Source organism: Paraburkholderia sp. (assembly GCF_034668105.1).
Taxonomy (GTDB): domain Bacteria; phylum Pseudomonadota; class Gammaproteobacteria; order Burkholderiales; family Burkholderiaceae; genus Paraburkholderia.
The window spans coordinates 1-26,758 of the sequence record NZ_JAXDPY010000317.1; the positions used below are offsets into that span (position 1 = coordinate 1).

Annotated in this window: 18 protein-coding genes, 2 tRNA genes and 1 pseudogene; 11 read left to right on the forward strand and 10 right to left on the reverse strand. The window is 63.5% G+C overall.

Annotated features, from left to right (window positions below):
• The 3 genes and pseudogenes from QOC89_RS14480 to QOC89_RS14490 form a co-directional block, all read right to left on the reverse strand.
• Positions 1-304 (reverse strand): annotated as a pseudogene (locus tag QOC89_RS14480) (acetyl-CoA C-acyltransferase); the annotation flags it as partial.
• A 367-nt stretch (positions 305-671) separates the two neighbouring features.
• Complete coding sequence (locus QOC89_RS14485) at positions 672-2,756, reverse strand: 3-hydroxyacyl-CoA dehydrogenase NAD-binding domain-containing protein (protein ID WP_323045637.1); 2,085 nt, start codon at positions 2,754-2,756, stop codon at positions 672-674.
• A 154-nt stretch (positions 2,757-2,910) separates the two neighbouring features.
• Complete coding sequence (locus QOC89_RS14490; RefSeq protein ID WP_323045652.1) at positions 2,911-4,596, reverse strand: 3-(methylthio)propionyl-CoA ligase; 1,686 nt, start codon at positions 4,594-4,596, stop codon at positions 2,911-2,913.
• Positions 4,597-4,829: 233 nt separating this feature from the next.
• Here QOC89_RS14490 and QOC89_RS14495 point away from each other — a divergent pair, with 233 nt between their 5' ends.
• From QOC89_RS14495 to QOC89_RS14515, 5 genes are all read left to right on the forward strand, one after another.
• Positions 4,830-6,386 carry a protein adenylyltransferase SelO gene (locus tag QOC89_RS14495; RefSeq protein ID WP_323045638.1) on the forward strand — a complete coding sequence of 519 codons (1,557 nt, stop codon included), beginning with the start codon at positions 4,830-4,832 and terminating at the stop codon, positions 6,384-6,386.
• Positions 6,387-6,544: 158 nt separating this feature from the next.
• The gene (gene msrB / locus QOC89_RS14500) at positions 6,545-6,967 is read left to right on the forward strand and encodes a peptide-methionine (R)-S-oxide reductase MsrB (protein WP_179731613.1); all 423 of its coding nucleotides are present in this window, start codon (positions 6,545-6,547) and stop codon (positions 6,965-6,967) included.
• Between the two features lie 234 nt (positions 6,968-7,201).
• Positions 7,202-7,732: a septation protein A gene (locus tag QOC89_RS14505; protein ID WP_179731611.1), complete on the forward strand. Its 531-nt coding sequence runs from the start codon at positions 7,202-7,204 to the stop codon at positions 7,730-7,732.
• Between the two features lies 1 nt (position 7,733).
• The gene (locus QOC89_RS14510; RefSeq protein WP_323045639.1) at positions 7,734-8,048 is read left to right on the forward strand and encodes a BolA family protein; all 315 of its coding nucleotides are present in this window, start codon (positions 7,734-7,736) and stop codon (positions 8,046-8,048) included.
• Positions 8,049-8,058: 10 nt separating this feature from the next.
• The gene (locus QOC89_RS14515) at positions 8,059-8,838 is read left to right on the forward strand and encodes a peptidylprolyl isomerase (protein ID WP_323045640.1); all 780 of its coding nucleotides are present in this window, start codon (positions 8,059-8,061) and stop codon (positions 8,836-8,838) included.
• An 87-nt stretch (positions 8,839-8,925) separates the two neighbouring features.
• Here QOC89_RS14515 and QOC89_RS14520 read toward each other — a convergent pair whose 3' ends face one another.
• From QOC89_RS14520 to purL, 3 genes are all read right to left on the reverse strand, one after another.
• Entirely contained in the window at positions 8,926-10,218 is a 1,293-nt protein-coding gene (locus QOC89_RS14520) for a HipA domain-containing protein (RefSeq protein WP_323045641.1), read from the reverse strand.
• A complete protein-coding gene (locus tag QOC89_RS14525; protein WP_323045642.1) occupies positions 10,208-10,495 on the reverse strand; it encodes a helix-turn-helix domain-containing protein in 288 nt (95 codons plus the stop codon). The genes QOC89_RS14520 and QOC89_RS14525 overlap by 11 nt, the downstream gene beginning before the upstream one ends.
• Before the next feature lie 241 nt (positions 10,496-10,736).
• Positions 10,737-14,831, reverse strand: coding sequence for a phosphoribosylformylglycinamidine synthase (purL, locus tag QOC89_RS14530; protein ID WP_323045643.1), 4,095 nt, complete (start codon positions 14,829-14,831; stop codon positions 10,737-10,739).
• Positions 14,832-15,173: 342 nt separating this feature from the next.
• On the opposite strand from purL, the gene QOC89_RS14535 reads away from it, so the two are divergent.
• The 4 genes from QOC89_RS14535 (at position 15,174) to pgi (ending at position 22,250) form a co-directional block, all read left to right on the forward strand.
• Entirely contained in the window at positions 15,174-16,946 is a 1,773-nt protein-coding gene (locus QOC89_RS14535) for a M35 family metallopeptidase (RefSeq protein WP_323045644.1), read from the forward strand.
• A gap of 285 nt (positions 16,947-17,231) precedes the next feature.
• Positions 17,232-18,530: an FAD-dependent oxidoreductase gene (locus QOC89_RS14540; protein ID WP_323045645.1), complete on the forward strand. Its 1,299-nt coding sequence runs from the start codon at positions 17,232-17,234 to the stop codon at positions 18,528-18,530.
• A gap of 160 nt (positions 18,531-18,690) precedes the next feature.
• Positions 18,691-20,280, forward strand: a complete 1,590-nt coding sequence (locus QOC89_RS14545; protein ID WP_323045646.1) for an NAD(P)H-hydrate dehydratase — start codon at positions 18,691-18,693, stop codon at positions 20,278-20,280.
• A 347-nt stretch (positions 20,281-20,627) separates the two neighbouring features.
• The gene (pgi, locus tag QOC89_RS14550) at positions 20,628-22,250 is read left to right on the forward strand and encodes a glucose-6-phosphate isomerase (RefSeq protein ID WP_323045647.1); all 1,623 of its coding nucleotides are present in this window, start codon (positions 20,628-20,630) and stop codon (positions 22,248-22,250) included.
• 199 nt (positions 22,251-22,449) lie between these two features.
• Here the strand turns inward: pgi and QOC89_RS14555 are convergent, their stop codons facing one another.
• Entirely contained in the window at positions 22,450-23,136 is a 687-nt protein-coding gene (locus tag QOC89_RS14555) for an ABC transporter ATP-binding protein (protein WP_323045648.1), read from the reverse strand.
• Here QOC89_RS14555 and QOC89_RS14560 point away from each other — a divergent pair.
• Both QOC89_RS14560 and QOC89_RS14565 read left to right on the forward strand, forming a co-directional pair.
• Positions 23,135-23,839 carry an arylesterase gene (locus tag QOC89_RS14560; RefSeq protein WP_323045649.1) on the forward strand — a complete coding sequence of 235 codons (705 nt, stop codon included), beginning with the start codon at positions 23,135-23,137 and terminating at the stop codon, positions 23,837-23,839. The genes QOC89_RS14555 and QOC89_RS14560 overlap by 2 nt on opposite strands.
• Before the next feature lie 119 nt (positions 23,840-23,958).
• Positions 23,959-24,300 (forward strand): hypothetical protein, encoded by a 342-nt coding sequence (locus QOC89_RS14565; protein ID WP_323045650.1) that lies wholly within the window; start codon positions 23,959-23,961, stop codon positions 24,298-24,300.
• 154 nt (positions 24,301-24,454) lie between these two features.
• Here QOC89_RS14565 and QOC89_RS14570 read toward each other — a convergent pair whose 3' ends face one another.
• From QOC89_RS14570 to QOC89_RS14580, 3 genes are all read right to left on the reverse strand, one after another.
• The gene (locus QOC89_RS14570; protein WP_323045651.1) at positions 24,455-26,392 is read right to left on the reverse strand and encodes a SurA N-terminal domain-containing protein; all 1,938 of its coding nucleotides are present in this window, start codon (positions 26,390-26,392) and stop codon (positions 24,455-24,457) included.
• 86 nt (positions 26,393-26,478) lie between these two features.
• Positions 26,479-26,555, reverse strand: a tRNA-Asp gene (locus QOC89_RS14575).
• Positions 26,556-26,602: 47 nt separating this feature from the next.
• Positions 26,603-26,678: transfer RNA gene (locus QOC89_RS14580), tRNA-Val, on the reverse strand.
• Positions 26,679-26,758 lie beyond the last annotated feature (80 nt).

Sequence of the window (26,758 nt, forward strand, 5' to 3'; positions counted from 1 at the left end):
GCGCGGCCAGTGCGATCGTCTGCAAACCGGACGAGCAGAAACGGTTGACCGTCATGCCCGGCACGCTGACCGGCAAACCGGCGCGCAGCGCGATCTGGCGCGCGATGTTGGCGCCCGTCGCGCCTTCAGGATTCGCGCAGCCCATGATCACGTCTTCGATGCGCGCCGGGTCCAGCTTCGCGCGCTCGACAGCGGCCTGCGTCACATGCCCGCCGAGCGTCGCCCCGTGCGTCATGTTGAAACCGCCGCGCCATGATTTGGCGAGGCCCGTACGGGCGGTCGATACGATTACGGCATCAGTCATGCATGTCTCCTGTGTCGATCAGAGTTAGCGCTTTAGCGCTTACTCTGATCCCATACAAAGTTGTCGACCGGAGTTAGCGTGTCGACCAGAGTTGGCGCTTTAGCGTCTACTCTGGTCCCATAGCGCTTACTCCGGTCCCATACAAAGTTGTCGATCAGAGTTAGCGTGTCGACCAGAGTTGGCGCTTTAGCGTCTACTCTGGTCCCATAGCGCTTACTCTGATCCCATACAAAGTTGTCGACCAGAGTTGGCGCAAAGCACGGACTCCGGTCCCCAACAAGTGGTTTGCTACTCCCAGATGTTGACGGCGGGCGCGCGGCGAACCGCCCATTCGCCCCCACTTCACTCATTGCATCCAGACGGCGCTTCAGCCGTTGAACCCACGGCCCTTCGCCGCAAGCTCGGCGATGCTCGGCGCCAACTGCCACGCGTCGCCATTCGGCCGCGACGCATAGCGGCGAATCGCGCGCTCGACGTTGTAGAGCCCAACCGTATCCGCATACAGCATAGGACCGCCGCGATAGAGCGGGAAGCCGTACCCGGTCAGATAAACCATATCGATGTCCGACGCCTTCGACGCAATGCCCTCCTCGAGAATCTTCGCGCCTTCGTTGACGAGCGCAAACACCAGACGCTCGACGATTTCCTCGTCGCTGATCTTGCGGCGCCCGGTGTTGGTTTCCTTCGAGAACGCGGTAATCATCTCGTCGACCACTTTCGACGGATACGCCGTGCGGTCGGCCGCCTTGTAGTCGTACCAGCCACCACCGGTTTTCTGCCCGAAGCGCCCCGTCTCGCACAGCCGGTCGGCGATCTTCGAGTAGTGCATCTCCGGATGTTCCTGATAGCGGCGCTTGCGGATCGCCCAACCGATGTCGTTACCGGCCAGATCGCTCATGCGGAACGGGCCCATCGCGAAGCCGAATTTCTCGATGGCCTTGTCCACTTGCGCGGGCAATGCGCCTTCTTCGAGCATGAACAGGGCTTGACGGATGTACTGCTCGATCATCCGGTTGCCGATAAAGCCATCGCACACGCCCGAGACCACCGCGGTCTTTTTGATCTTCTTCGCAAGCTTCATGACGGTGGCGAGAACGTCTTTCGCCGTCTCCTTGCCACGCACCACTTCGAGCAGCTTCATCACGTTGGCCGGGCTGAAAAAATGCATGCCGACCACGTCCTGCGGACGCTTCGTGAAGGCGGCGATCTTGTCGACATCCAGCGTGGAGGTATTCGATGCGAGGATCGCGCCTGGTTTCGCCACTTCGTCGAGACGCTTGAACACCTGCTCTTTCACCCCGAGTTCTTCGAACACGGCTTCGACGATCAGGTCCGCGTTTTTCAGGTCGTCGTAGGAGAGCGTCGGCGTGATCAGCGCCATGCGCTGTTCCAGCACGTCTGGCTTGAGCTTGCCTTTCTTGACGGTGGCTTCGTAGTTCTTGCGGATCGTGGCGACGCCACGGTCGAGCGCTTCCTGCTTCGTTTCCAGCAGCGTGACAGGAATGCCCGCGTTGATGAAGTTCATCGCGATGCCGCCGCCCATCGTGCCCGCGCCGATCACGGCGACCTGTCCGATCTCCCGGGCAACCGTATCGGAAGGCACATCGGGAATCTTGCTCGCCGCGCGTTCGCCGAAGAACGCATGACGCAGCGCATGGCTTTCCGGCGTCTGGACGAGCGCGATGAAGCATTCGCGTTCGAACGCAAGGCCCTTGTCGAAACCGTTTTGTACGCCCGCTTCCACGGCGTCGATACACTTCAGCGGCGCCGGGAAATTCTTCGCCATCGCCGTGACGGTATTGCGCGCGAATTGAATGAAGCCGGCCGCATTCGGATGCTCGATCTTGCGCTCGCGCACCTTCGGATGAGGGCCCTCCTGCGCGCCGACTTTGCGGGCAAACGCAAGCGCCGCTTCAGCCAGATTGCCTTCTGTCACTTCGTCGAACAGTCCCGAGCCGGCCAGTTTCTCCGACATCACCGGCGCGCCGGAAACGATCATATTAAGTGCGGCTTCGAGGCCGATGGCACGCGGCAGACGCTGCGTGCCGCCCGCGCCCGGCAGAATGCCGAGTTTCACTTCCGGCAGTGCGATCTGCGCGCCGGGCGCGGCGACGCGGTAATGCGCGCCGAGCGCCAACTCCAGCCCGCCGCCCATTGCGACGCTGTGAATCGCGGCAACCACCGGCTTCGCGCTGCCCTCGACGGTCTTGATGACCGTGGCGAGCGTCGGCTCCTGGGTCGCCTTCGGCGTGTTGAATTCGGTGATGTCGGCGCCGCCCGAGAAGGCTTTGCCCGCGCCTGTCAGCACGATTGCCTTGATGGCCGGATCGCTCTGCGCGCGCTCGATCCCTTCGACGATACCGGCTCGCGTCGAGAGGCCGAGGCCGTTTACGGGGGGATTGTTCAGCGTGATGACGGCCACGCCGTCATGAGTTGTGTAGTCCACTGCCATCTGCCTGTCTCCATGCGATGAGGCGGCGCATGACGCGCTGCCCGTCCCGGTTCACCGAGCCGCAGAGAGATCGACTCGTGAGCCGACCCATTCTGCGACTTGCCGGGGGTCAGCAGGCAGAATACACAAAAAAGCACGCTCGTTCAATTTATCGTTAGACGGGGTTTCCCCTGGCAAGCGGCGTGAGCGGGCAGTCCTTTGCGTCTTCGAGCGCGGAGGGCAGGATATGGTCGCGGAAGATGTCGCGCAGCTTGAGTTTCTGCAGCTTGCCGGTGGCCGTGTGCGGCAGTTCGTCGACGAAGGCGACGTCGTCGGGAATCCACCATTTGGCGACCTTGCCGTCGTAGAACGCGAGCAACTCTTCACGCGTCACGTCGAACCCGGGCCGCTTGACGATCACCAGCAGCGGCCGCTCGGTCCACTTCGGATGCGCGCAGGCAATGCACGCGGCTTCGGCCACCGCGGGGTGCGCGATGGCGACATTCTCGAGGTCGATCGAACTGATCCACTCGCCGCCCGACTTGATCACGTCTTTCGAGCGATCCGTGATGTGCAGAAAGCTGTCACGGTCGATGGTGGCGACGTCGCCGGTCGGGAACCAGCCGTCCACGAGCGGCGAATCGTCCTTGCGGAAATACCGGTCGATCACCCACGGCCCACGCACGTGCAGATCGCCGAACGCCACCCCGTCCCACGGCAGATCGCGGCCGTCTTCGCCGACAATCTTCATATCGACGCCGTACAGCACGTGACCCTGCTTTTCGAGCAGTTTGCGCTGCTCGGCCAATGGACGCTGGCTCTGTTCCCACGTCAGTTTCGACAAGGTACCGAGCGGTGACATTTCCGTCATGCCCCATGCATGGATCACCTGCACGCCGTACTCGTCCTCGAAGGCGCGCAGCATGGCCGGCGGACAGGCCGAGCCGCCGATCACCGTGCGATTGAGCGAAGAGAAACGCAGCTTGGCCTCGCGCAGATAGTTGAGCAAGCCGAGCCACACGGTCGGCACGCCGGCCGAATACGTGACGCGCTCGCTTTCCATCAATTCATACAGCGATTTGCCGTCGAGATCCTTGCCGGGAAAGACCAGCTTCGCGCCGGTCAGCGGTGCGGAGTGCGGAATGCCCCACGCGTTCACATGGAACATTGGCACGACCGGCAGCACGGAGTCGCGCGCGGACAGGCTCATCGCATCGGGCAGCGCGGCACCGAACGCGTGCAGCACCGTCGAGCGATGCGAATACAGCGCGCCCTTCGGATTGCCGGTGGTGCCGGACGTATAGCAAAGGTACGAGGCCTGACGCTCGTCGAGCTGCGGCCATGGGTAGTTGCCGTCCTGCGCGTCGACCAGGGTTTCGTAGCTCAGTACCGGCGTTTGCAGCTTCGGCAGATGCGCTTCGTCGGCCAGTGCAATCCAGCCGCGCACCTTCGGGCACTGCGGCGCGAGACAATCGACGAGCGGCGCGAACGTGGTGTCGAACAGCACGTAGGCGTCGTCGGCGTGGTTGACGATGTAGGCGATCTGGTCGGGAAAGAGACGCGGATTGATCGTGTGACAGACCGCGCCGAAGCCGGTGGTGCCGTAATACGCTTCCAGATGCCGGTAGCCGTTCCAGGCCAGCGTGGCCACCCGCTCGCCGGGCTCGACACCGAGCGCGATCAGCGCCTGCGCCAGCTGCTTCGCGCGCTTTTCGCAGTCGCGGTAGGTGTAGCGATGCACGTCGCCTTCAATGCGCCGCGACACGATCTCGGTGTCGCCGAAATGCCGCGCGGCATGCGCGAGCAGCGAGGACACAGTGAGCGGCACGTCCATCATCTGGCCAAGCAGCGGCGTCGTCATCGTCATAAAGAGAGGTCTCCTCGCGTTGTTTGCGTCATTGGTGTGGAGTTCGGGGCCGCGCGGGCACCGTTGCGTCGCGGGGGACGTTCCGGTGGGTCGCGTGGCGCGTTCCGAAGCGGCGCAGTGGCGCGCTGGCGGGAGACGCCCGGCACACCGGCGGCGTCGGCCTAAGGGCCGGCCAGCAGCGCCGCGGGCGCCGACTTACAATATCGGTTAATCCAGAGGCGCTCAACATGTCGTTTTCCCCAAGCATTGCAGGGTTATCCGGGCCTTTATCGGCTCTCTCCGACGCACTCGTCACGTCGCCCGAAAGCGCCTTTGCGCGACTCGGCAGCGCGTTTCTGACGCGTCTGCCCGCGGCGCCGCTCAGTGCGCCCTACCTGGTCGGATTCTCCGCAGAAACCGCTGGGTTGCTCGGTTTAGAGCCGGGCCTCCAGAACGATCCGGGCTTCGCCGAACTCTTCTCCGGCAACGCGACGCGCGAGTGGCCTTCCGCGGCGCTGCCGTACGCGTCGGTGTATTCGGGGCATCAGTTCGGCGTGTGGGCCGGCCAGCTCGGCGACGGCCGCGCGCTCGGTCTCGGCGAAATCGAACACAACGGCCAACGCTTCGAATTGCAACTCAAGGGCGCGGGCCGCACGCCTTATTCACGCATGGGCGACGGCCGCGCGGTGTTGCGCTCGTCGATCCGCGAGTATCTGTGTTCGGAAGCGATGCACCACCTCGGCATTCCGACCACGCGCGCGCTGTGCGTGATCGGCTCCGACCAGCCGGTGCGGCGCGAGGAAGTCGAAACCGCGGCGGTTGTCACGCGCGTCGCGCCGAGCTTCGTGCGCTTCGGGCACTTCGAGCATTTCTATTCGAACGATCGGGTCGATGCACTGCGCGCGCTCGCCGATCATGTGATCGATCGCTTCTATCCGCACTGCCGCGAAGCCGGCGATCCGTATCTCGCGCTGCTCGATGAAGCGGTGAAGTCGACGGCTGATCTGATGGTCGAATGGCAAGCCGTGGGTTTCTGCCACGGCGTCATGAATACCGACAACATGTCGATCCTCGGTCTCACGATCGACTACGGCCCGTTCGGTTTCATGGATGGTTTCGACGCCGGCTACATCTGCAATCACTCCGACTCGCAGGGCCGTTACGCGTACAAGATGCAGCCGCAGATCGCGTACTGGAACCTCTTCTGCCTGGCCCAGGGCCTGCTGCCGCTGCTGGGCGCTCAGCATGAGGAAAGCGTGCGCGGCGATAAGGCGATTGAAGACGCGCAGCGGGTGCTCGGCGGCTTCAAGGACCGTTTCGCGCCGGCTCTCGAGCAACGCATGCGCGCCAAACTTGGCCTCGAAATCGAGCGCGATGGCGACGATAGTCTGGTCAACCGCCTGTTCGAAGTGATGCACGCAAATCGTGCGGATTTCACGCTGACCTTCCGCAACCTGGCGCGCATTTCGAAGCACGACGCGAGCGGCGACGCGCCGGTGCGTGACCTGTTCCTCGACCGCGCCGCGTTCGACGCGTGGGTGAACGACTACCGCGCGCGCCTGTCCGAAGAAACACGCGACGACGCCGCGCGTGCCATTGCAATGAACCGTGTGAACCCCAAATTCGTACTTCGAAATCATCTGGCGGAAACGGCGATTCGCCACGCGAAAGAGAAGGATTTCTCCGAAGTGGAGCGTTTGGCGGCCGTGCTGCGCCGCCCGTTCGACGAACAGCCTGAACACGAAGCTTATGCGGGGCTGCCGCCGGACTGGGCCAGCTCGCTGGAAGTGAGTTGCTCGTCGTGACGGCGAGCCGAACTCGCTTGAATCAGCTTTGAAGCCGCTTGATTTCGCTTTGAACCCGCTTTGAACCCGCTTGAATCTGCTGAATCCGTGTAATGAGCCGAATCTGGCTGAACACTTTTGCAGCCCCGAAAAACAAGCCCGAGACAGGAACCCCAATCATGAACAAGCCCGACGACATCAAGACCGACGCCCCCGCCGTGCAGAAAGACGACGCCGAATGGCGCAACCAGCTCTCCGACATCGAATACCAGGTGACCCGCAACGCGGCCACCGAGCGCCCCTTTACCGGCCGCTATCACGACCATTGGGACCGCGGCATCTATGACTGCGTGTGCTGCGGCACACCGCTGTTCGAATCGGATACCAAGTTCGACGCCGGTTGCGGCTGGCCGAGCTACTTCAAGCCGATCAACGGCGAAGTGATCGCCGAGAAAACCGACCGCTCGCACGGCATGCTGCGTATCGAAGTGCAATGCAAGAACTGCGGCGCGCATCTGGGCCACGTGTTCGAAGACGGACCGGCACCGACCGGTCTGCGCTACTGCATCAATTCGGCTGCGTTACAATTCGAGCCCAAGTAACGCAGCGCGGAGTTCAGCGCCGGTTGAAGCGCGGCGAGCGCCTGTTTCAAGCGCCCGCCGCGACACCCTTCGTCCGGCTTGCGAATCGGTCAACCCGGCGCGGCAGCAGGCTACGAGCGGCGCAACACGCCGTTCCCCGCTTGCCGCGGCGGGTTTCTGCAGCATCCCTGCCACCGGGCGCCCCGCGCCGCGTCCTGTTTCTTCGACCTACTCTTCCGAATTCCCGACCAGATAATGAAATTCCTGTTCGATCTGTTCCCGATCATCCTGTTTTTCGTCGCCTTCAAGATTTGGGGCATTTTCACGGCGACGGCAGTGGCGATCGTCGCCACGCTGGTACAGATCGCGTGGGTGGCCTTCCGCCACCGCAAGGTCGATCCCATGCTGTGGGTGAGCCTCGGCGTCGTCACCGTATTCGGCGGCGCGACGCTCGTGCTGCACAACGACACCTTCATCAAATGGAAACCGACCGTGTTGTACTGGGCGTTTTCGGTTGCGTTGATCGTCTCGCAGCTGGCCTTCAACAAAAACCTGATCGAAGCGATGATGGGCAAGCAGATCACGCTGCCGCACGCGATCTGGGGCAAGCTTAATGTCGTCTGGGCGATTTTCTTCGTGCTGCTCGGACTGGTTAACTTATTCGTCGCGTATAACTACACGACCGATCAGTGGGTCAATTTCAAGCTGTTCGGCGCCACCGGGTGTCTGGTGGTGTTCATCATCGGACAGAGCTTGTGGCTGTCGAAGTATATGAAGGAAGAATGACATGACGAGCGATGTATTCATGCACGCCACCACCGCGGAGCGCGCGGCGTTGATCGAGGCGCGTCTGCGCGCGGCGCTCGCGCCGGTCGCCTCAATCCGGATTTCGGATGACAGCGCGCAGCACGCGGGCCACGCCGGCGCCTCCGCCGGCGGTCATTTCAGTGTCACGATCGTGGCGGCCGCATTCGCCGGCAAGGCCCGCGTGGCGCGGCATCGCATGGTGTATGATGCGCTGGCCGACGCCATGCAGCGCGGCATTCACGCCCTTGCAATCACGGCGTATACGCCCGAAGAATTCGCTTTGTTGCCCCGCTAGGAACCTCTCGATGACCTTGAAGAAAACCCGCCTTTGGGTATTGCTGGCTGCCTTTGCGGCCGCACCTGCATTCGCACAGAACATTGCCGTCGTGAACGGCACCCCGATTCCGAAAGCGCGCGCCGATGCGCTGGTCGATCAACTGGTTCATCAAGGCCAGCAAGACACGCCGCAGTTGCAAATGGCCGTGCGCGAGGAACTGGTGAACCGCGAAATCCTGATGCAGGAAGCGCTGCGCCGCGGCCTGCCGAATCGTCCGGACATCAAGGCGCAAATCGCCGTTGCGCAGCAAACCGTCGTGCTGCGCGCGCTGATCGAAGACTTCGTGAAGAACAACACGCCGAGCGACGCCGAAATCACCGCGCGCTACAACGCGCTGATCAAGGACGCGGGCGGCAAGGAATATCACCTGCACCACATCCTCGTGGACAACGAACAGCAAGCCAAGGATCTGATCGCCAAGATCAAGGCCGGCGCGAGCTTCGAAGACCTCGCCAAGCAATACTCGAAGGACCCGGGATCGGGTAAGAACGGCGGCGACCTGGATTGGTCGGACCCGAAGGCCTACGTGCCTGAATTCGCGGACGCGGCCACGCATCTGCAGAAAGGCCAGATGACCGACACGCCGGTGCATACGCAATTCGGCTGGCACATCATCCGTGTCGACGACGTGCGCAACATCACGCCGCCGCCGCTCGAGCAAGTGCGTCCGCAGATCGTGCAGCAGATTCAGCAAGAAAAGCTGCAGGCATTCGAAGAAGGTCTGCGTAAGAACGCGAAGATTCAGTAAGCGTTCCTTGCCTGCTGCTTCGAAAAAAAACCGCCTTCGTGGCGGTTTTTTTATGCTCCCATCCTGATCAGCGTTGCGACGCCTGCATCACTTGCGCAGTGCCCGGCTCATCTCGGCAAGTGGCATGGCAACAATCGAGTTGAGCAACCGGACTTCGCCGGCATTCGGCTTCGCGAGCTCGTCGACGGCTCGTCGGGTGTCCGCGACTCGGGTATCGACAACGGCCAGCATCTCATCAAGCAATTTTTCCGGGCCTTTTGGCGCGAGGCCAAGCGCTTCGCCGAAGGCCAGCATGTTCTTTCTGGAGACATCAGCGAACCGAGTGGCTGCTCCAATCGGCATTGTCAGATCGCACTGCGGCCAACGGTCCCGCTGTTGCGGCTGATAAGTCGGCGTATGGTAGACGACTGTGCTGACCAGATCGTAAAACGGCGCCAGCATATAGCCTCGAGCGTTGACGAAGAACGAGAGGTTTTTCAGGTGGGAATCCGCGTTGCCGATGAGCACGTTGAAGACCGCCCAGCGGAATATATCGAGACGTGCCATTGCCCGCGTGCCGGTTTTTTCAATCGCATCCCTGAGTACCTGCGCCGTGGCGTTCTGGTATTTGAAGTTGCGGTCGTAGTTCAACAGTTGCATTGCGTCGACTGTATGCAAGCGCCGGACCGGCTCGGCGGCCGTATCGCGGTCGAAACGGTCGATCACATAGCAGGCCGAGGGCACGCGCATAAAATGCGTAGGCGGCACACGCACGCCCATCGCTCGTGCCAGCTGCATGCAGAAAAATTCATTTATTGCCGAATGAGGATAGCCGGTGCTTCGCATGTCAGGCTTGAGCAGATGCATTGATGGCTCATTGCCCACAGGCTCGAAGAGCTGGTAGTTCGGCGCGTCGCCTTGCAGGGACAGCAGCAGTTTTTGTTGCGCACCCGCTGCGGACATGCGCTTGGGCGCCGTAGCGGTGAGCGCTCGTTGCGGCATGGCCTGTATGCGAGCCTCCAGGTCCGCGTACGACAAAGGCTGCAAACCACCGGAAGCTTCCTGTTCGCTCTCGGCGAGGAGAGTCAAGGCGCCTGCGGACTCCCGGCCATAATAGGCAAGCAGCCCCCATGCATCGCTCGCATTGACTTTGGCTTCGCGAGCGAGCGCCGTGCGCATCTCCTCTTCGGGCAAAAGATTGTCGAAGAACCATTGCACCGGCCGCTGGCTCGAGCCATCGACAAAAGGTTCTACATGCAGAGGGAAAGCGGGTGAAAGCACGAACGCGTCTTCGCGGTCGAGCCAGGTTCTATCGTAGGTAAATGACCAGATACCGCCCTCGTCGCTCACCACGCCAACGCGCTGGCCATTCGCGTAGGCGACGAGCGTTCTAGCTGCCATGAGGCACCCGGCGGCGATGCCGCGGTTGGGTGGCGAGGCCGGCAGGAATGTCTACGGACACCTGTGCGCGCAGGACAATGCCCAGTTCGCCGAGCAGGTGGAGCACCTTGCCGATTTGAGCCGTCGGCTTACCCGCCTCGATATGGGTGATGAACTTGGGCGACAGACCGGTGGCAATGGCGACCTCGTCGCGCGTCAGGCCCTGTGCAAGCCGTGACGCCCGTAAAAGATCACCCAACACCGTCATGTTGCTGATGAAAACGTCAGATTGCCGCATTCTTCGCCCCTCGCGCTCGTACCCGCTCGGGAACATTATGCCATCAGAGCAAGCGGGCGGCGTGAATTCGTACCCGCTCGGGTACCAGCGAGAGGTCGTGGACGCCAATATCGGCCCTTCGTACCCGATTGGGTACGAAGATGCGTGAATTGGCGTATCTGAGACTCTTTCGTACCCGATCGGATACGTAGCCGGCATCAGTCTGCCGCGCGTAAATAGCGCAGCAGACTGCCCGCCTACCTCAACCCAACCAGCGCCGCGCGTTCTGGAACACGCGCAGCCACGGGCTCGCGTCCGTGCCGTCCTCGCCCCAGCCTTCCGGATGCCAGCTCATCTGCACTGCACGATGCACGCGCTCGGTGTGCGGCATCAGCACGCTGAAGCGGCCATCGGGTGTCGTGACCGACGTGATGCCGTTCGGCGATCCGTTCGGGTTGAACGGATACTGCTCCGTTGCCTGACCACGGTGATCGACAAAGCGCATCGCGACGGCCACCTTCGACGCATCGCCTTGCTGCGAGAAGTCCGCGTAACCTTCGCCGTGGGCGATGGCAACCGGAATGCGCGAACCTTCCATGCCGGCGAAGAAGATCGACGGCGACGCCTGCACTTCGACCAGCGAGAAGCGCGCTTCGAATTTTTCCGATTTGTTGCGTGTGAACTTCGGCCATGCTTCGGCGCCCGGGATCATCGAGGCGAGACTGCTCATCATCTGGCAGCCGTTGCAGATGCCGAGTGCGAACGTATCTTCGCGGCCGAAGAACGCCGCGAACATGTCGGCCAGTTGCGAGTTGAAGCGGATCGCCTTCGCCCAGCCCTCGCCGGCACCCAGCGTGTCGCCGTATGAAAAGCCACCGCACGCCACCGCGCCGGCGAAATCCGCCAGATTGGCGCGACCGGCCAGCAGGTCGCTCATGTGCACGTCGTGCGCGTCGAAGCCGGCGCGGTCGAATGCATAGGCCGTTTCGAGGTGCGAGTTCACGCCCTGCTCACGCAGGATCGCGACACGCGGACGCGCGCTCTTGCCAATGAATGGCGCAGCCACGTCTTCAGAAGGATCGAACGTGAGAACCGGCGAGATGCCCGGATCGGCCGCGTCGGAGAGCGCGTCGTATTCGGCATCGGCGCAAGCCGGGTTGTCGCGCAGACGCGAAATGCGCCAGCTCACTTCGCTCCACGTGCGATGCAGTTCCGTGCGCGGCGCTTCGTAGATCTTCTTCGCGTCACGATAGATTTCGATCGTGTCGCGCTCGTTGAGCTTGCCGATCACGTGCGAGCACGCCGACAAACCCTGTTCGCGCAGCGCGCCCAGCACCGCGTCACGGTCCGCCGCGCGCACCTGAATCACGGCGCCGAGTTCCTCGTTGAAGAGCGCGCGGATCGTGCGGTCTTCGCGGCGGCCGCTGGTCTGCTTCGCCCAGTCTTTGGCGTCGCCGTAGTCGGATTCGTGGTTCGGATCGAGCACCAGCATGTCGACGTTCAGCGATACGCCGACGTGGCCCGCGAACGCCATTTCGCACACCGTCGCCCACAGGCCGCCGTCAGAACGGTCGTGGTAGGCGAGCAGCTTGCCGTCGCTGTTCAGCGCCTGAATCGCCGTGAAGAAGCGCTTCAGATCTTCCGCGTCGTCGACGTCCGGCACCGTGTCGCCAACCTGCTGCGTGACTTGCGCGAGGATACTGCCGCCCAGGCGCTGCTTGCCGCGGCCGAGGTCGATCGCGATCAGCACGGAGTCGCCCACGCCGTCCGTTCCGCTCGCGCGGCGCAGTTGCGGCGTGAGGTGGCGGCGCACGTCTTCAACCGGCGCGAATGCCGAGATGATCAACGAGACTGGCGCGACCACTTCTTTCGCCACGCCGCGGTCTTCCCACTTGGTGCGCATGGACAGCGAATCCTTGCCGACCGGAATGCTGATGCCGAGCGCCGGACACAATTCCATGCCGATCGCCTTGACCGTGTCGTACAGCGCGGCGTCTTCGCCCGCTGCGCCGCACGCGGCCATCCAGTTCGCCGACAGCTTCAATTTATCCAGCGACGCGATCGGCGCCGCCGCGATGTTGGTGACCGCCTCGCCGACCGCCATGCGGCCCGACGCCGGCGCATTGATGACAGCCAAAGGCGTGCGCTCGGCCATCGTCATCGCTTCGCCGCGGAAGCCCGCGTAGTCCATCGTGGTGATGGCGACGTCGGCAACCGGCACTTGCCACGGACCGACCATCTGGTCGCGCGCGGTCGTGCCGCCCACCGAGCGGTCGCCGATCGTGATCAGAAACGACTTGCTGGCCACCGTTGGGTGACGCAGCACGCTCACGGCGACTTCCGACAAGGCGATGCCGGTGACGTCCACCGGCTCGAGTTTCGTTTCGACGCGCCTGACGTCGCGATGCATGCGCGGCGCCTTGCCTAGCAGCACTTCCATCGGCATATCGACCGGCTCGTGCGCGCTGGCGCCGCGCGCTTCGGAGTCGATCACCTTCAACTGGCGTGCAGCCGTGGCCGTGCCGACCACCGCGAACGGGCAGCGCTCGCGTTCGCACATGGCCTGGAACGCCGGCAGATCCGCCGGCGCAATCGCCAGCACGTAACGCTCCTGCGCTTCGTTCGACCAGATTTCGCGCGGCGACAGACCGCTCTCTTCCAGCTGGATCTTGCGCAGATCGAAGATCGCGCCCTTGCCCGCACCGTCCACCACTTCCGGGAACGCGTTCGACAAGCCGCCCGCGCCGACGTCGTGAATGCTCAGAATCGGGTTCTTTTCGCCGAGTTGCCAGCACGCATTGATGACTTCCTGCGCGCGCCGCTCGATTTCCGGGTTGCCGCGCTGGACCGAGTCGAAGTCGAGTTCAGCCGTGTTCGTGCCGGTTGCCATCGAGCTGGCCGCACCACCGCCCATGCCGATGCGCATGCCCGGGCCGCCGATCTGGATCAGCAGCGAGCCTTCCGGCAGATCGTGCTTATGCGTGTGCTGATCGGAAATATTGCCGATGCCGCCGGCGATCATGATCGGCTTGTGATAGCCGCGCACCAGACCCGCGACGTTCTGCTCATACGCACGGAAATAGCCGCCCAGATTCGGCCGGCCAAATTCATTATTGAACGCGGCACCGCCGAGCGGGCCGTCGATCATGATTTGCAGCGGCGACGCGATGCGGTCGGGACGGCCGTACGCTTCGTGCTGGTCGTCCGGATTGCGATGCGCGAGCGGCTGCGCCGCATCACGGGCGTTTTCCCATGCCTCGACGCCGTCCGGCAATTCCAGATTCGACACCGTGAAGCCCGCCAGACCCGCCTTCGGGCGCGCACCGCGACCGGTCGCGCCTTCGTCGCGAATTTCGCCGCCCGAACCGGTCGAAGCGCCCGGAAATGGCGAGATCGCGGTGGGATGGTTATGCGTTTCCACCTTCATCAAGGTGTGCGTCAGTTCGACGTTGCGGCGGTAGTGCTCGGGCAACTCGTTCGCGCCCAGGTCAGCCGGCGTGCGCGGGAACCAGCGCTCGGCCACCCCGCCCGCCATGATCGCCGAGTTGTCCGAATACGCGACGATCGTGCCTTGCGGGTTCAGCTTCTCGGTGTTGCGGATCATGTTGAACAGCGAGATGTCCTGCTTCTCGCCGTCGATAGTCCATTCCGCGTTGAAAATCTTGTGGCGGCAGTGCTCGCTGTTGGCCTGCGCGAACATCATCAGTTCGACGTCGGTCGGGTTGCGGCCGAGTTTGGTGAATGCGTCCACCAGGTAGTCGATTTCGTCGGCGGCCAGCGCGAGGCCCAGTTCCGCGTTCGCCGCTTCCAGCGCGCCGCGGCCGTTGCTCAACACGTCGACGGTTTGCAGCGGCTTGGCCGGCAGTTCGTCGAACAGATGCAACGCGTGGTCCCGCGACGGCGAAACGCTTTCAGTCATGCGGTCGTGCAGCGCCGCGGCGACGGCCGCGCGGGCTTCGTCGGAGAGCGCCTTCTTGCCGCCCAGCAGGCCGCTCTTCAGCGTGACCGTGTATTCGACGCCCCGTTCGATTCGCCGAACCTGCGTCAGACCGCACAGATGGGCAATATCGGTTGCCTTGCTGGCCCACGGCGACACCGTGCCGAAGCGCGGCACCACCAGGAAAGTTTCGGCCGTGCCGCGCTCCTTGATTTCTTCGAGCGGATCGCCGTAATGCATCAACGCTTCGATCTTCGCGTTGTCTTGCGCGGAAAGTGGGGTTTGCGCGTTGACGAAGTGCAGATACTGGCCGCGCACGCCGGTGATGTTGGCGTCGATGCGCGTAAGCGTTTCGAGCAGGCGGATTTGACGGAAATCGGAAAGGGCCGAAGCGCCGGGGAAACACGAGAAGTGGGCCATGGACTTGACGTTGCGTCGCTAATGATGCCGATGAGTGATGCCGATGAATCGCGCCGATAAGTCGCGCGTGAAGGCGACGTGAGGCGCAAAGGAAGTCCGGGATTATACCCCGGGAACGCGCTTCCGGCGGCCATGGGGCGTGTCCGGGCGGTCGGCGGCCGGGTGCTCGCGGATGTGTTCTCCCGATATGACATCCCATCGGCATGCCGATGCTTTAATCGACGCGCAAGTGGGCAATTCATTCCCTTGGGCGCATCGGCGGCGCTGCGCATCGCGGCGGCGCCACGCGATGCGCGAGCACGCCCGTCACGCGAACCGCAAACTCACTCGAACAGGCATGTCATGAACGTCAACCGCTATGGCAGTACCGATCGGACTTCCTATCCGCCGGCTTTGATGCCGCCGCCGGGCATGGGCGCCGCACTCACTCGGGCGGCGCCCCGCATCTATGTGCCGGACGAGACGCCGCGCGCGCCGGCTGGCAATGCGGCGGCTTGGCTCCCACGGGGCGAGCCGGACGGCCGGACCCCGAGGATTGGAGGCGGAGTTCAGCCGTTTGAGCGCATCGGCGGCGAAGCGGTGCCGGCGAGACTGGACGATTCGGGTAAGCGGGTCCAGGACGGCGAGGACGGCAAAGGCAATCCGGTTCGCGACACGTGGGACGCGGATGGGCGGCACACTCGCGACAGCGTGAGCGCCGACGGCACGCGTATTCACGACACGTGTAACACGGACGGCAAGCGCACTCGCGATAGCATGCGCGCCGACGGCACGCGGATTCACGACACGTGGGACGCTGACGGCAAGCACACCCGCGACAGCATGGACGCCAACGGCACGTGGATTCACGACACGTGGGACGCTGACGGCAAGCACACGCGCGACAGCATGGACGCCAACGGCGACCGTATCCACGACAGTTGGGACGCTGACGGCGAACACATCCACGAGAGTTCAAACGAAAGCGGAAAACACGTTCGCGACAGATGGGATTTGAGCGGCAACCACATACGCGACACGTGGGACGAGAACGGCAACCACATCCGTGACGTCTGGGACGCGAACGGCAAGCACAAACGCGTCGTTTGGCACGAAAAGGCCAACCCCATCCCTCCTTCGACGGACGCCGACGGTCTCACGCCCGACCCCGCGGGCCGCAACGGACGTCCGATGCCTCGCCCCGTGGTCGGCGACGCCCCGGCGTCATCGCCGCTGCCGGGAGATGGCGGCAGCAGCCCGCCTTCGGAACCTGTCGGCCGCGGGGATAGCGGGCAGCCTGCCGAGCCCACGGGCGACGATGGCAGTCAACCTTCCGGGCCTATCGGCGGCGGTGGTGGTCAACCCTCTGCGCCCACCGGAGGCCAACCCTCCGGACCCACCGGCGGCGGTGGCGGTGGTCAACCCGCTGCGCCCACCGGCGGCGGCGGTCAATCTTCCGGACCCATCGGCGGCGGCGGCGGTAGCGGCCAACCCTCCGCGCCCACCGGCGGTGGCGGTAGCGGTAGCGGCCAACCCTTCGTGCCCATCGGCGGCGACGACGACATCCAGGCGCCCGACAACAACACCAGCTACACCGACTACGATCAACCCTCCCCCGGCTCCGCGCGCACCCCGGCGCTGCTCGGGCTCACGCCCGAGCAAGGCGGAATCGTGACCAGCGCTTATCAACACGTGAAGCGCATGATCGACAGCGCGCTCGGCAAGCTCGAATCCGGTCATCCGGACGACAACTTCGCGCGCTGGTTCGGCAGCCCGACGCAGCGAAATGTGCAGAAAGTCGAACAGGTTCTGACCCACATGCAGCACGCCATGGCGCACGACCAGTTCACCTTCGTCCTCGGTGCGCCGCACGACAACTCGGAACTGGCGCACGTGCAAGCCAATTCGCCTCATCAGATCAACCTGAAGCCGCACTTCTTCGATCACGCGTTCGGCGCCAACACCCCGGAAGCGACGATCGCCCATGAGTTGAGCCATTTTCCGTACATCGGCAACACGAAAGACCACCTGTACGGTCCCGCCGCCGTCGCCGGCCTCGCGGCACGGAACAGCGACATCGCCACCGACAACGCCGAAAACTACGGCATGTTCATTCGCGCGCAGACGACGGCATGAGTCTCGCGAGCGATACCGGCACTCACCGCGGCCACGACGGACGACGGCGGATCACGACGGACGACGCCGCACCCGTGCGTTCCCGCCCCATCGAGTTGCCCGGGCCGCGGCCGGACCCGCCCGCCCACCCGCCGCGCGCGTGGCGGGCGGCCCGGTTTGACTGCTATCATTCGCCCTTTCACCAGATCGGCGCGAGTGGCCTGAAGCAAGCCGGGCAGCGCGCCGCATGTCACGCCCAATGGGCACGCGCGGCTTCGGCGTCCCGTCGGCACATCGAATCAGAACATGGATGTCATTGTCATCGGCGGCGGGATTGCGGGCGTCGCCACCGCTTATCAACTGCGCGCGGCCGGGCACCGGGTATGCGTCGTCGAGCGCCACGCCACCGTCGCGCAAGGTGCGACCTACGGCCACGGCGGCACGGTCCTGCCCACCCCGCTCGACGTCTGGTTCGGCCCGACCTTCATGGCAAGCCGTCACAACGCCCGCAACGGCGTAATCAGCAAGACCGGCTTCAACGGACCGGCGCGTCAGTTCGTCAAGCAACTGGCGGCGTTGCAGGAACCCGAAGCGTTCAGCCGTCAATACGGCCGGTTGCGCCCGCTGATCGAATTGTCGCGTGACGCCATGGCCGACGTCGAAGCACGCTTCGGGCTCGAATTCGAACAGGCAAGCGGTCTGCTGTATCTGGTGCGCTCGGCGCAGGAGTGGCAGCAGACTCGGCCGGCGCTCGATCTGCTACACCAATACGAGGTTGCGCATCATGTGCTGACGCCCGCCGAATGCGCGGCGTTCGAGCATTCGGTGCGCGTCGAGCCGGAATTTGCCGGCGGCGTGCTGTTCGATCAGGAGCGCACGGCCAATTCCCCGCTGTTCGCCAAGCTCCTCAAGCAGACGCTCGACAATCAGGGCGGCGCGCAATTCATGCTCGGCTGCGAAGTGTCGGCGATTCGCCTCGAAGGCCAGCGCGCGGCCGTGGAACTGGCGCCGCGGCCGGGCGCGGCCGCCCGGTCGCGCGAAGTCGACGTGATTCACGCCGACGCCGTGGTCGTGGCCGCCGGGCACGGCAGCCTGGCGTTGCTCGAGCGCCTCGGCTTGCGGCTGCCGCTGCATCCGCTGCGCCTGCACACACTGGTGGCGCCGATCGCGCATGAGGAATGCGCACCGCACGTGGCGATCGTCGACGCGGTCAAGCGGATTGGGATCAGCCGGATGAACCATCGCCTGCGGATCGCGGGTGGTGCGGTGTTGCAGAGTGCGAACCAGCTCGACAAGCCGCTGGGCGAAGCGGTCACCACGGAAGCGCTCGCGCTGCTCGGTCAGGCGACTCACGACTGGATTCCGGGCGCGGCACGGATTTCAGCGGCGTTGCCGTGGGAAGGCGTCAAGCTGCTGTCGCCGGACGGCTTGCCGGTGGTCGGCAACGCGCTGCATCCACGGCTGTTCGTGAACGTGGGGCATGGCCCGGCGGGCTGGGGCCTTGCCTGCGGCGCGGGCAAACTGATCGCCGACCTGATGTCGGGCCAGCCGCCGGGTGTCCCCGAAGACACGCTGGCCGCGCTGCGTGCGGATCGCTTCCAGTAAAGGGCGGCCCTGCGGGCCAGGACGGCCGGTGCGGTCAAGCTTGCGAACTGAATGGCTCACTCCAGCACTCACGGGCGCGCGCCTTGCGCCCATCGGCACGACCATACGGATTCCCCAAGCCCCCTCGCCTTGCCCAAGGTGTGAACCGCGAAGCGCCGCCATGACAGAAGCCGACCTCACCCCGCCGACGCTCATCAGCCCCCATGCCCAGGCGTTACCCCTGCTGACGCTCACCGATCTGCGGATCGCCGAATCGCAAGCCGCGGCAGGCTTGCCCGAACACACGCTGATGTCGCGTGCCGGTAAAGCCGCGGCCAGCTTCCTGCAAGATCTGATCACCCGCGACACGTCGGTCGAAAAATCGAAGCAGAAAGTGTGGCTCATCGCCGGTCCTGGCAATAACGGCGGCGATGCGTTGATCGTCGCGACCCAGTTGCATCAGAACGGCATCGCGGTGGAACTCTGCATGCCGGTCGACGTGAAACCCGACGACGCCCGCTGGGCGCTCGACACGGCCCGCGCGGCGGGGGTCGCGATCACGTCGGCACCGCCTGCTTCGCTCGACAGCTACACGTGGCTCGTCGACGGTATGTTCGGCATCGGTCTCACGCGTGGACTCGACGGCGTCTTCGCAGCAGTCGCCCGCCAGTTGTCGCAGCGCGCGACAATCCGCCCCAGAAAAGGCGGCGTGCTGGCGCTCGACGTGCCCAGCGGCCTCGACAGCGACACCGGCACGGTAATCGGCGGCAGCGACGGTGTCGCGGTCCATGCCACCCACACGATCAGCTTCATCGGCGCCAAACCGGGCTTGTTCACCGCACAGGGCCGCGACCTCGCCGGCGCAGTCGTCGTCGCGCCGATCGGAATCGACAGCAGCAAGCGCACGGCCGTGCAACTGAACGCGCCCGACCTGTTCGCCGCGTTCCTGCCGCCACGCGATTTCGCGACCAACAAGGGCACGTTCGGCAGCCTCGCCGTGGTCGGCGGCGACACCGGCATGTGCGGCGCGCCGATCCTCGCGTCGCGCGCGGCGCTGTACGCCGGCGCCGGCAAAGTCCATGTCGCGCTGCTCGGCGAGGGCGCTCCGCCCTACGATCCGCCGCACCCGGAACTGATGCTGCATGCCATCGACGATCTGCCGCTCGACCAGATGGACGCGCTCGCGGTCGGCTGCGGCATGGGTCATCGCGAGCGCGCCACTCAAGTGATGCATGACGTGTTGCAGCTCGATGTGCCCAAGCTGTTCGATGCGGACGCGCTCAATCTGATTTCGAAGGACCCGTCGCTCGCCGCCGAAGTCACCGCGCGCGGCGTGCAAGGCGATCCGTGCGTCCTGACGCCTCATCCGCTCGAAGCCGCACGCCTGCTCGGCACCGACGCACCGGGCGTGCAACGCGACCGGCTCAGCGCGGCGCGCGCGCTGGCCGCACGCTTTGCCAGCGTCGTGGTGTTGAAAGGCACCGGCACGATCGTCGCGGCGCCGGACGGCCGCCTCGCGATCAACCCGACCGGCAACGCCGCGCTCGCCACGGGCGGCACCGGCGACGTGCTCGGCGGCATCATCGGCGCGCTGCTCGCGCAGCATCTGCCGCGCTATGAAGCGGCGTTGGCGGGCGTCTACCTGCACGGCCTCGCCGCCGACACGCTGAGCGCACAGGGCCACGGTCCGGCCGGTTTGACCGCGGGCGAACTGGCGCCGATGGTGCGTAGCTTGCTGAACCGCTTGTTTTATCCGTCAGCGGACCAGTGATGCGAAGCCCCCCGCGCCCAGAGCGCAAACCTTGTTGGGCCACACCAGCTGATCGGCACGGACAAGCTCGAGCCGCTCGTCATCCCAACTTTTGCACCGGCCGGCAAACCGCTGCCGCCCTTCGCACAACGCCGCTATACTGAATGACTGCGCCGCGCGTCGGATTCAGCGCGGCTTGCGACGAAATGTCAGTGAGCCGGTTCGATCGCCAGGCGGGCTCACGGCATTTCCCCGCAAGCCACCGCGAAACCGGCCGTGCGGCATCGCTCTAACAGCATCGTTTGCATCATCCTCGGCAGCGCTTCACGCGCGTGTCATCCTTCATGCCCCTTCGTTAGACGGACGCTATGACGCAGAACTCGCTCCCCTCCTGGTCCTCGCTGCAAACGCATTACGAGAAGATTCGCGATGCGCACATGCGCGACTGGTTCGCCCCCGAGAACGATCCCACCCCTACCCGTGCTGAGCGCTTTGCGTTCGCGGGCGGTGGTCTCGCGGCCGATTTCTCGAAGAACCGCATCACCGAAGAAACCTTGAAACTGCTGGTGCAACTCGCCCGCGAAGCCGGCGTCGAGAAACGCCGCGATGCCATGTTCGCGGGCGAAGTCGTCAATCCGACGGAAGGCCGCGCCGCGCTGCACACCGCGCTGCGCGCCACCGACCCGAAGGCGCCGTTCCACGCGCAGATCGAGGCCGAGCGCGCGAAGATGGCGGCCTTCGCCGACAAGGTCCGCAGCGGCGAGTGGACTGGCTATACGGGCAAGCGGATTCGCTACGTGGTGAACATCGGCATCGGCGGCTCGGATCTCGGGCCGAAGATGGTCGTGCATGCGCTGCATCACCTGGCCACGCCGGAGATCACCACGCACTTCGTGTCGAATGTCGATGGTGCGGATCTGTACAACGTGATGCAGCAGATCGATCCCGAAGAAACGCTCGCGATCATCGTCTCCAAGACCTTCACCACGCTCGAGACCATGACCAATGCGCGCTCGCTGCGCGACTGGTTCGTCGAGAAAGGCTGCCCGGAAAGCGCGCTGGCGAAGCACTTCGTCGGCGTGTCGGCGAACCCGGCTGAGGTGGTCAAGTTCGGCATCGCGAAAGAAAACGTGTTCGAGATGTGGGACTGGGTCGGCGGACGTTATTCGCTGTGGTCGGCAGTCGGTCTGTCGATCATGATCGCGATCGGCCCGCAGCAGTTCGGCGAACTGCTGGCCGGCGCCAACGAGATGGACCAGCATTTCCGCGACGCGCCGCTCGAGAAGAATCTGCCCGTGCTGCTGGGCATGATCGGCGTCTGGTATCGCAACTTCTTTGGCTCGCAAAGCTATCTGGTCGCGCCGTATTCGGAAGCGCTGCATTTCCTGCCTTCGTATCTGCAACAACTCGAGATGGAGAGCAACGGCAAGTCGGCGCGTCTCGATGGCGTAATGGTCGATTATCCGACCGCCGCCGTGACGTGGGGCGAACCGGGCACGAACGGCCAGCATGCATTTTTTCAAATGCTGCACCAAGGTCCGACCATCGTGCCGATCGACTTCATCGCCGTGCTGACGCCGGAGCATCCGCTCGTCGGTCATCATCCGAAGCTGCTGGCGAACTGCTTCGCGCAAAGCGAAGCGCTGATGCTCGGCCGCACGCTCGAAGAAGCGAAGAAAGTGGCCGGCGCGGACAAGCCCGACCTCGCGCCGCATCTGGTGTTTCCGGGCAACCGGCCGACCTCCACGCTGCTCGTCGATGCGCTCACCGCGCGTTCGCTGGGCGCATTGATCGCGCTGTACGAGCATAAGGTGCTGGTGCAGGCATCGGTGTGGGACATCAATCCGTTCGATCAGTGGGGCGTCGAGCTAGGCAAGATCCTCGGCAAGGTGGTCGAGGCGGATCTGACCTCGGCAAGCGTCGATGAGAAGAAGCATGACTCGTCGACCTCGGCGTTGATTGCGCGGGCGCGTGCTGCGTTGAAGCGGTGAGAGCTTCGCTGAAATAAAAAGCGGGCCTTGGCGGCCCGCTTCAGACTGCTGATTGCAAATCAACCCCACGTTTTTCGGAGCGTGGGGTTTTGTTTTTCATGCGCTCCGAAGGTTGCCGAGTGACGCGTCGCTTCACGCGAACAACGCCGCCACCTTGGCCCGGTGACTATCGATGGCTTGAACGGCATGCAGTCCGTTCTTAGGCCAACCGCCCCGCTTCGATCGTCACCGTGGTATCGCAGCGGCGCGCGAGCTCGATGTCGTGCGTGACGAGAATCAACGTGGCGCCGTTCGCGCGGTTCATCTCGAACATCAAATCGATCACTGCATGACCGGTTGCGGCATCGAGACTGCCGGTCGGCTCGTCGGCGAACAGGATCGCCGGATGCGTCACAAACGCGCGAGCGAGGGCGACTCGCTGTTGCTCACCGCCCGATAGCAGCTTCGGATAATGCGCAGTGCGCTTGCCAAGACCCACCTGTTCCAGCAAACCGCGCGCACGCGACGCGGCCTCACGCGTGCCGATGCCGCCTTGCAGTTCGAGCGGCAAGGTGACGTTTTCAAGCGCCGTCAAATGTGGCATGAGTTGAAACGACTGGAACACGAAACCGACCGAGCCGCTGCGCAATGCGGCGCGCTCGTCTTCGTTCAGTTCCGTGAGTTCGCGGCCGAGCAGCCGAACCGAGCCCGAGCTCGCGCTGTCCAATCCTGCGAGCAAGCCGAGCAGCGTAGACTTGCCCGACCCGGATGCACCGACGATTGCCACACTGCTGCCGGCATCGATAGCAAGATCGATGTCCTCGAGAATCGTCAGTTCGCCTGTTGCATCCTTAACCTTCTTGCACAAACCCCGCACGTCAATGACTGGATCAGTTCTGTTTAGCATGGTGAAGCGTAGGTTGAAATTGCGTGCCGTAGCGCCTCGCGCGCCGGCGCTGACTACGGTATGCGGCTCGGCCGTGCTGGCCGCAACCCTGTTTTCGCTGCCCTTCCCAGCCGATGCGGCCAACGCACCCGAACCGGCCAGGCCGGTGATCGTCGTACTCGGCGACAGTATCTCGGCCGAGTACGGCTTGCCCCGTGACACCGGCTGGGTTGCCTTGATGCGCCAGCGCCTCACCGACGAGCGAATCGATTATAGCGTCGCCAATGCGAGCATCAGCGGCGACACGACAAGCGGCGGGCGGGCTCGCTTGCCGGCGCTCTTACAACGTCTTAAGCCGAGCATCGTGATCGTGGAGCTCGGCGCCAACGACGCGTTACGCGGCGTGCCGCTCTCCACAACCGAAGACAACCTGCGTACGATCATCGAGCAGGCTCAACAGAGCCACGCGAAGGTCGTCCTGGTTGGCATGTACGTGCCGCCTAATTACGGCCCCGACTACACGCAAAAGTTCCACGGCCTGTACGGTGAACTGTCGAAGCAATTGAAGGTGCCACTGGTGCCTTTCCTGCTCGCTGGAATCGCCGACAAACCGGACATGTTTCAAACGGATCAACTCCATCCCACCCAGCAGGCACAGCCAGTGCTACTCAACAACGTGTGGCCGGCTATCAAGCCACTCCTTCGCACAAGTTCGCCGCACTGAAAAGCTCGCTAACAACTTGTTTCCGGTAATTGGGGAACACGGATCGGCAAGGTCGTTCTGACACTTTCGTAATCCCGTGTAATCCCGGCTCGATTTTGAGCGACTTCTGAGGAGATAACGTGAAATATTTACCGTTAATCGCTTTGACCGTGGCAATTTCCGCATGCGCCGCTCAACCGCCTGCTGGTGTCCAATCCGTGGGTCAAAGCCAGCAACCGCCGAAGGCCGTCGCTACGTGCATCGCGCAAAAGTGGGCCGATAGCTCGCAACAGCAAGTCGTGTCGCAAAACACCTTGGCTAACGACCAGGCCATGGACGTGTATGTGCCGGGCCAGCAACCGCCTAACGGCGCAGCCGCCGTGGTTCGTCCGTCATACTCCGGCCCCGGTACGTGGGTCGGCTTCCGCGCGAATGGCGCGGCGGGCAGCGACGCCACCAGCGCGATCAGTGGTTGCCTTTAAGGACTGACGGTATAAAGGGAGCCGAGTGCTTCCTGGCACAACCGGTTGACGAGCTTGCACTCGTTAAGCAAAAAAGCCCCGCGATTGCGGGGCTTTTTTTGTATCTGTGTAGCTTTGCTGTTGCTTGTTGCTTGTTGCTTGCGCGCTGGAGAGCTTAGTCGCCGCTCGCCTGTGCGTTGCTGCTGTCGAGTGAACCGTAGAACTTCACCTTCGAACGGGCACGCAGCGCTTGAAGATAAGCCTCCGCTTCCGACTGCGCGTCAACTTGCGCAATCTGCTGCTGGGCGGCAGCCAAACGCTGCGGATCGATCGGTGCACCCGCAATCACCGAGTTCACACGGTAGATCGCATAGCCGTCGTCGCCGAGATCCACGCCGACATACGCAGGTAACTTTTGCGCGTCCGCTTTGTAGATTGCACTCAATGCAGCCGGCGGCACGCCTTGTGCGTCATTGCGCGAAACCTTCAGTGGTGACGAGAAGCCCGTTGTCGCCTTCGACTTGTCGAACTCCGCCAGCTTCGCAATGCCGTCCTTATGCGCTGCCTCGCTCGACTGAATCGCGATCACTTTCTGACGCACTGCGTCCTTGACGGCGTCGAGCGCCGGCACGACCGCCGCCTTGTAGTCGGTCACGCGTGCTGCGATCAGCGTGTTGCCGCCGACGTCGATCGCTTGCGTGTTGTTGCGCGCGGTGACCGCGTCGTTGGCGAACACGGCAGCGAGGAACTTCGCATTGTTCAGCGGGCTGTCAGGCGGCAGCTTCGGATCCGGCTGCGGCGTCACCGTGGCCGTTTGCAGTTGCAGCTTGTACTTGTCGGCGGCAGGCTGCAGGCTCTTCGCCTTCTCGTAGACGAGCGACGTGAAGCCTTCCGAGTCGTCGGTGAATGCCTTGCTCGCCTGCTGCGTCTTCAGGTCTTTTGCGATCTGATCTTTCACTTCGTCGAACGGCCTCGTGACTGCCGGCTTCACGTCGGTGACCTTGATGATGTGATAGCCGAAGTCGCTCTGCACAATACCGCTGACTTCATCTTTCTTGAGACCGAACGCAGCGTCGTCGAACGCCTGGCCGCCGGCGATCATCCCGCGGCCGAAGTAACCCAGGTCGCCACCTTTCGACGCCGAACCCGGATCCTGCGAGTTCTGCTGCGCGATCTGCGCGAACTGGTCCGGGTGCGCCTTGATCTGTGCGAGCAGGTCTTCTGCCTTCTGCTTCGCCTTGGCCTTGTCGGCGGCGCTGGCATCTTTCGGCGCGGCGATCAGGATGTGGCTTGCGCGCACCTGACCGTCCGTGCGGTAGTGCGCAATGTTGTCGTCGTAGTACTTTTTCAGGTCGGCGCCGCTCGGCTGCACACCGGCACCCAAGGTAGCCGGTGACATCACCAGGTACTGGATCGTTGCAGTGGCGGGCTGCGCGAAATCATTGCGATGCGCGTCGTAATACGCCTGCAGTTGTGCGTCCGTAGGCTGCACCTTCGCGGCATAGTCACGCGGATGGAACGCAATACCCTGCACTTCGCGCTGCTGTTCGGCGAGCTCGGTCAGATGTTGTGCGAGGGTCTTCGACGTGAAGGCGCTGCCTTGAATGCTCGCCGGCAACTGCTGCGTGGCGATGCTGTAACGCACACGTTCGTCGTATTGATCGGGCGTCATGCCTTGCATTGCGAGCAACTGCTTGTAACGGTCGACGTCGATCGAGCCGTCAGGATTCTTCAGCGACGAGATCACCGGATCGTTCAGCAGCACACGGCGCACGGCGTCGTCCGATGCGGTTAGATGCAGGCGCTGCGTCTCATCAGCCAGCACACGTTGCTCGATCAGACCGTCGAGCATCTCGCTACGGCGCTCCGGCGTGTCGAACGACTTCATGTCGAACTGCGCGCCGAGCATCTGACGGGCACGGTCGAGCTGCTGACGCATCGCGTCGTCATACTCTGCGCGGGTAATCTTGTGGCCGTTGACGCTGGCGACGTTTGCACTTTCGTCAAAGAAGCCGCGGAAGCCTTGAATACCGACAAAACCCAACCCCGGCACAATGACGAGGATGAGCATGAACATCATCAGGCGTTTGTGATTGCGGAAAAAATCGAGCATGCGTGAGGGGTGCCAAAAACAGAACGCCCGATCTTACAACAGCGGGCAATAAAAAAGGCGAACCGTAGTTCGCCTTTCGAGGATACTGGCGGAGTGGACGGGACTCGAACCCGCGACCCCCGGCGTGACAGGCCGGTATTCTAACCGACTGAACTACCACTCCTTATACTGCAGCTCAGCTGCGCTGAAACACTTAACCGATTCTGAAACTGGTGGGTGCTGAGAGGCTCGAACTCCCGACCTACGCCTTGTAAGGGCGCCGCTCTACCAACTGAGCTAAGCACCCGTTTCATGATTCAGTGTGCTTCTGCTTCGCTGCCCGATTCAAGTTCCTCAAGCAGCAAGCCCATTAGTTTAGCGCATCCT